This window comes from uncultured Campylobacter sp. (assembly GCF_938045535.1).
Taxonomy (GTDB): Bacteria; Campylobacterota; Campylobacteria; order Campylobacterales; family Campylobacteraceae; genus Campylobacter_B.
This window is the reverse complement of record NZ_CALIMQ010000235.1, coordinates 1-5,939: the sequence shown is the minus strand read 5'-3', so window position 1 is coordinate 5,939 and position 5,939 is coordinate 1. Positions and strand designations below refer to the sequence as shown.

The 5,939-nt window shown below is 46.8% G+C and carries 6 protein-coding genes; 4 read left to right on the top strand and 2 right to left on the bottom strand.

Annotated features, from left to right (window positions below):
- The coding region (locus tag Q0095_RS07160; protein ID WP_297882693.1) for a type II secretion system protein at nucleotides 1-593 on the bottom strand (593 nt) is incomplete at its 3' end.
- A gap of 12 nt (nucleotides 594-605) precedes the next feature.
- A complete protein-coding gene (locus Q0095_RS07155; protein WP_297882691.1) occupies nucleotides 606-1,346 on the bottom strand; it encodes a type II secretion system protein in 741 nt (246 codons plus the stop codon).
- Between the two features lie 251 nt (nucleotides 1,347-1,597).
- Between Q0095_RS07155 and bamD the strand changes: the two genes are divergently transcribed.
- The 4 genes from bamD to Q0095_RS07135 all read left to right on the top strand — a co-directional run bounded on the left by bamD (nucleotide 1,598) and on the right by Q0095_RS07135 (nucleotide 5,903).
- Nucleotides 1,598-2,245, top strand: coding sequence for an outer membrane protein assembly factor BamD (gene bamD, locus Q0095_RS07150; protein WP_297882688.1), 648 nt, complete (start codon nucleotides 1,598-1,600; stop codon nucleotides 2,243-2,245).
- Between the two features lie 8 nt (nucleotides 2,246-2,253).
- Complete coding sequence (gene lon, locus Q0095_RS07145; protein WP_297882686.1) at nucleotides 2,254-4,773, top strand: endopeptidase La; 2,520 nt, start codon at nucleotides 2,254-2,256, stop codon at nucleotides 4,771-4,773.
- A gap of 252 nt (nucleotides 4,774-5,025) precedes the next feature.
- A complete protein-coding gene (locus tag Q0095_RS07140) occupies nucleotides 5,026-5,196 on the top strand; it encodes a hypothetical protein (protein WP_297882684.1) in 171 nt (56 codons plus the stop codon).
- Nucleotides 5,193-5,903 carry a hypothetical protein gene (locus tag Q0095_RS07135; RefSeq protein WP_297882682.1) on the top strand — a complete coding sequence of 237 codons (711 nt, stop codon included), beginning with the start codon at nucleotides 5,193-5,195 and terminating at the stop codon, nucleotides 5,901-5,903. Before Q0095_RS07140 ends, Q0095_RS07135 begins: the two co-directional genes overlap by 4 nt.
- Nucleotides 5,904-5,939: the final 36 nt, after the last annotated feature.

The following is a 5,939-nucleotide window of genomic DNA, read 5'->3' as shown; positions in this document are numbered from 1 at the left end:
CTATCGTAGCCGAAGCCTATGCCTACGCTAGTAGGCGAAGCATCATTAGTAACAGCTCTAAATATAACGGCGACCTGAGTATTATTAGATGGAGTATTGTAAGCAGTAGCCCTTAAATTCCGAACTATCCTAGCTACTCGCGGAAAATCGCTACCCAAGGATACCATATTAAACGCAGCCCTAGTATCTGCGATATATCCGGCATTATTCGCATCGGCCGTCCATGTGCTATCTCGGAGTTGAGACATTGACATAAAGCCGCTCCAACCTGGAGTTCTCTGATTTATATTTCTCGTCTCTACGCTTTGTCCGATCCACTCTAATATATCAAATCTCGGATTAGTAAGGTCGCTAATCGGCACAAAATCATTTACGGCAAGATCTCTGCCTATGGTAGAGCTTTTTATTCTATCCTCCAAGCGATTTGTGATTAGCATCATCGCATTTTGCGTTCTGGCTTCCAGCTGATTTACCGCACGTACATGCACGTAAGATTTATAGATCTTGGTGTATAGATCAGCGCCAAACATCGAGATGATCCCCAGCACTACGATAACAAACACAAGCTCTATAAGGGTAAAGCCTCTTTTCATCTCGCGCTCCTATTAGTTATATAGTCTAGTGACGGTTGTCTGAACGCCGACGCCGATATTAGATAAAAATGCCTTTAAAACAACTGATTTAGCAGCACCGTCTCTCGCTACGGCGTCGTTGAGATCCGTAGCAGCAACCCTAACCATCTTTATATTAGTAGGGGCAGCGGACTCGTCGTTAGGCCGATCACTAAGAACACCACTTATATCGGTACCGGTAGCATACTGCGCAGCATTAAAAGGCTCTGCTACATAATCTACATCGACATTAATCCTAGTATTGAGGATAAAATCACCTCTACTACTAGAGCCCACCAAATTACCGACTGTTATATCGGTCGTGAACTGGTCGTAGTCGTCGATATCGTTATAACGACCGCCGCCAAAAGAAATTCCATTTCTACCGAATTGTCTTTTTGTAGCTGGAGCTTGAGCGCTAATTCCGCGCCTGCTAGCTTCATTTAAAATCCCTGGTCTGACCTCGGGAGCACCATCAGCAGGTGGATTTACCGTTAGAATTCTCCTCATGCAGCTTGCATCGCCTCCGCAGCTAGCATCTCCTGCGTATGCGCTATCCCACTGCGCCTTAGATATACGAGACATAAAAGCTTTAGCGTTATATACGAGCTCCTCTTTGATCGCAAGGGCATTTAGCTCGGTCGTCTGCGCGACGATACGAGGGATCGCCATCGTCGTAATCGCCAAAATCACGATAGTAAAGATCAGCTCAATTAGAGTAAAACCTTTTTTCATCTTACATCCTTTCTTTAAAATTTTGAAATTACGGAAACGCAAACTTACTCTGCGTTATCGGCGCTAATTATACTATTGTTAAACTTAAATTTAGAATTTATCGCGTAAATTTTTTGGTTTACAAAGATTTTTAAGCCCGAACGCACAAAAATTTTAAAGAAATTCCATTTTTAAATTTGAACGCGGAATTTAAGCTTGCATTTACTCAAAGACTATAAAATTACGAGCTAAATAAATTCCAAGGATTTTTTATGACAAATCTAAGTAAAATTCTATCCGCTCTCCTATTTATCGCGTTTATCGGCGGCTGCAGTGGCAAAGGCGACGGCGAGCTTTTTAATCTAAGCCCCGAGGCATGGTATTCTAAAATTTTAGAAGATATCAATAACGCAAATATGGAGGATGCCGAGAAGCATTACACTAGCTTTTCTAGCGAACACATCGCCTCTCCGCTGCTTGAGAAGATGACACTCATTATGGCGTGGGCTTTTGTGGAGGATGAAAACTACGAGAAAGCAAACAAATACCTAGACGAATATATCCGTCTCTACGGCACGACGCAAAAGATCGAATACGCAAGATTTCTAAAAATTAGAGCAAATTTCGATTCCTTTAGCCGCCCAAATCGCAACCAAAAGCTAATGCTAAACAGCATCGACGAAATTCGAAAATTTATAGCTGAATATCCACAGAGCGAGTATCGTCCGCTACTTGAGACGATGCTAACGAAGCTCAGGCTTGCCGAGCATCAGTTAAATATCGACATCAAAGACCTTTACCAGCGCACCGACCGCGAAAGTTCTGCCAAAATTTACGAGCAGCGCATCGAAGAATCCCCATTAAACGGTACCGACGTCATCAAACCTCGCTCGCCTTGGTATCGCGCGATTTTTGAGTAGGAGGAGCGATGCAACTGATGCAAAATACAACCTTCCCGAGCGATCTACCTATCATCGTCGAGGACGAGCTATTTTTATATCCGTTTATGATAGCGCCCCTTTTCATCGGCGACGAGCATAACAAAAAGGCTCTCGATCTAGCCGCTAAAAACGAATCTATGATAATGGTCGTAAGCTCAAAGTCGGAATTTAGCGGTGATAGAAGCTTCGGCGGTATCTATAACGCAGGCGTCGTGGGCTCCGTGATGAGAACCGTGCCGCTCCCTGACGGTCGGGTTAAAATTTTATTTCAAGGCGCGCTAAAAGGCAAAATCGTAAAAGAAATTTCGCAAGATCCGCTGGTCGCTACCGTCGATATCATCCACGACGAGCGCGGCAACGACCAGAAATTAGACGCGCTGGTAAGCGTGCTGAAGGAAAAAACCAAGACGCTTAGCACGCTTACGCATTTTTTCCCGAACGATCTGCTAAAGACCATCGACGACGGCACCGACGCCGCGCGCGTTTGTGATCTCATTTTAAGCGCACTGCGCCTAAAAAAGCAGGTAGCCTACTCATTTTTTACAGAGAGCAACTTGCAAAAGCGCCTTTTCAACCTCATCAACTACATCTCCGACGAGATCGAAGCGCAGAGGCTCGAAAAGGAGATCAAAAGCAAGGTTCATTCCAAGATCGATAAGACGAACAAAGAGTATTTTTTAAAAGAGCAACTCAAACAGATCCAAAAGGAGCTCGGCGGCGATGCCGATCGCGATGTCGAGATCGAGGAGTACCGCAAAAAGCTGGAAGCCAAAAAGCCCTATTTGGGCGAGGATGCTTACAAAGAGATCAAAAAGCAGATCGATAAATTTGCCCGCCTCCATCCGGACAGCGCCGATGCGGGGCTCGTGCAAAGCTATCTGGACTGGGTTTTGGAGGTGCCTTTTGAAAAGACCGCCAAGCATAAGATGTCCATCGAGGGCGTTACCGCTCAGCTGAATAAAGACCACCACTCCTTGAAAAAGCCCAAGGCGCGCATCGAGGAGTATTTTGCGCTAAAGCAGCTTTTGGAGCTTCGCGGCACAAGCGGCAAGAAAAGCAAAGAGGACGGCAAAAACGGCGGCGCGATTTTATGCTTCTACGGCCCTCCCGGCGTAGGCAAGACGAGCCTTGCGAACTCCATCGCGACCGCGCTTAAACGCAAACTCATCCGTATCGCTTTGGGCGGGCTTGAGGACGTAAACGAGCTGCGCGGACACCGCCGCACCTACATTGGCGCAATGCCTGGCCGCATCGTGCAAGGTCTCATCGAGGCAAATCAGATGAACCCCGTCATCGTCCTTGATGAGATCGATAAAATTTCAAGCTCATACAAGGGTGATCCGACGGCGGTTCTGCTTGAAATTTTAGACCCGGAGCAAAACTCGAGCTTTAGAGATTACTATCTAAATTTCAATATCGATCTTAGCAAGATCATCTTTATCGCCACGGCAAACGACGTATCTCTCATACCTGCGCCGCTGCGCGATAGGATGGAGTTTATCGAGCTTAGCTCATACACGCCGCAGGAGAAATTTCAGATCGCTAAGGACTATCTGATCCCTCAGGAGCTGCAGCGCCACGGCCTAAAATCCGCCGACGTAGCGATCAACCCAGCCGCTCTTTCCGAGATCATCGAAGAATACACGCGCGAAAGCGGCGTGCGAAACCTACGCCGCCAGATCGCTGCGATCTTCCGCAAAGTCGCAGTTAAAATTTTAAAAGATAAAGAGTTTAAAAAGATCGTCGTGACGACGAAAAATTTAAGCGAATTTCTAAATAAGAAGGTTTTCGAGATTGACGAGGTCGAAAAATGCGATCAAATCGGCATCGTAAACGGGCTTGCGTGGACTGCGGTAGGCGGCGACGTGCTCAAGATCGAGGCAGTCAAGATCAAAGGCAAGGGCGCGATGACGATCACGGGTCAACTCGGCGACGTGATGAAAGAATCCGCGCAGATCGCCTTTAGCGTCGTGAAGGTGCTTATCGACGAGGGCAAGCTCAAAGCAGGCCAAGACGCGGAGAGTAGCGCGGCAAAAGCCTCGCGCGCTGGCAAAAACTCCGCATTGCGCACAAATGGCGGCGCGGTGTCTAAAAGCTCGGCGGCGGCACAAAATTTAGGCGCGGAGGAGAATTCCGAGGGTCAAAATTCCGAGCAGATTTATAATAAATTCGACCTTCACATCCACGTACCCGAGGGCGCGACGCCGAAGGACGGACCGAGCGCGGGCATCACGATGAGCACGGCGATCGCGTCGATTTTAAGCGAGCACAAGGTGCGCGCCGATCTGGCGATGACGGGCGAGATCACGCTAAGCGGCAAGGTACTGCCGATCGGCGGGCTTAAGGAGAAGCTCATCGCCGCGCACAAAGCCAAAATCGCCGAGGTTTTGATCCCGCGCAAAAACTACGAGCGCGACCTGGCGGAGATCCCGGACGAGGTCAAAAACGATCTGAAAATAACGCCGGTAGAGCGGATCGAAGAGGTACTGAAGCTCGCGCTAGTCTAAAATTTAAGGCGCCGTTTTGGCCGCACGCTTCGGCGAAATTTTAAAATATTTGTAGCGGCGTTAAATTTTATTGCGCAACTGGATATTGACGTGCTTGCGGCAAGATTTCTTGTAACGATGTGGCGAACGTAAAATTTCGTAGAATTTCGCATACGCGCGATCGCGTAATGCTGTAAAATTTTATGACCGTTTAAAATTCAGCTCCGCTTCTAGCGCAAAATTTTATGAAATTTACCTCGCAAAAGGAATAAAATGTTTGATTTTAAAAAAGAGTTTAGACAGCTTTACGTGCCAAAGCAGACGCCGCAAATTTTAACCGTCCCGCCTGCGAATTTCGTCTGCGTCCGAAGCGAAGGCTTGTTTAATATGAAGTTAAATTTTATCCGAGCGTTAGCGACAACAAAAACGGACAAGCAAAGATGAAACAAAAAGATTTCGTGATAGCGGCGATGATAGAGCTTGGCGGTGCAGCGACTCTATCGCAACTTTATTCTGCGACCGACGTTAGTTCGTGGTCGACGAAAACGCCATTCGCTTCTATACGGCGTATCGTGCAAGAAAATGCGGAGTTTTTTAAGATTCGCCCGGGTCTTTGGGGCTTAAAGTCGCTTGAGACGCAAATTTTAAAAGAGTTTGAAAGTGGCACGAATCCGAGAGATAGCTTCACTCACTCCTATTTTCAAGGTCTTATCGTAGAGATCGGCAACCTGCGCAAATTTCAAACCTACGTGCCGCCACAGGATAAAAATAAAAGCTTCGTCGCAAGCAAAAAGCTGGACGATCTTACTTCGCTAAAGGCGATTTACGAATTTGCCTACCCGAGCATACTAAATAAGGCGCGCAGCGTCGATGCGATCTGGTTTAACGAGCGAAATCTACCTTACGCGTTTTTCGAGGTTGAGCACTCGACAGACTTTAAAAATTCTCTCAATAAATTTTACGAACTTCAGGACTTTAACGCCAAAATGTTTATCGTTGCGGATGAGGGCAGGTTGAGGCAGTTTCAAAGCGTGATAAGCGCGTCGATATACAAAGATATTGCCGGTAGCGTGAAATTTGCGAGCTACGAAAGTATCGCCAAACAATACGACTTAGAAAGCGAGAGCGCGAAAGTAAAAATGGGGATTTGATGAAAGAATTTGAAGTAGAGATCGCCGAAATTTTGG

What these genes read in the sequence shown, in the direction of transcription:
- Q0095_RS07155 (WP_297882691.1), bottom strand. Translation starts at nt 1,346, where the DNA reads ATGAAAAAAGGTTTTACTCTAATTGAGCTGATCTTTACTATCGTGATT.
- bamD (WP_297882688.1), top strand. Translation starts at nt 1,598, where the DNA reads ATGACAAATCTAAGTAAAATTCTATCCGCTCTCCTATTTATCGCGTTT.
- lon (WP_297882686.1), top strand. Translation starts at nt 2,254, where the DNA reads ATGCAACTGATGCAAAATACAACCTTCCCGAGCGATCTACCTATCATC.
- Q0095_RS07140 (WP_297882684.1), top strand. Translation starts at nt 5,026, where the DNA reads ATGTTTGATTTTAAAAAAGAGTTTAGACAGCTTTACGTGCCAAAGCAG.
- Q0095_RS07135 (WP_297882682.1), top strand. Translation starts at nt 5,193, where the DNA reads ATGAAACAAAAAGATTTCGTGATAGCGGCGATGATAGAGCTTGGCGGT.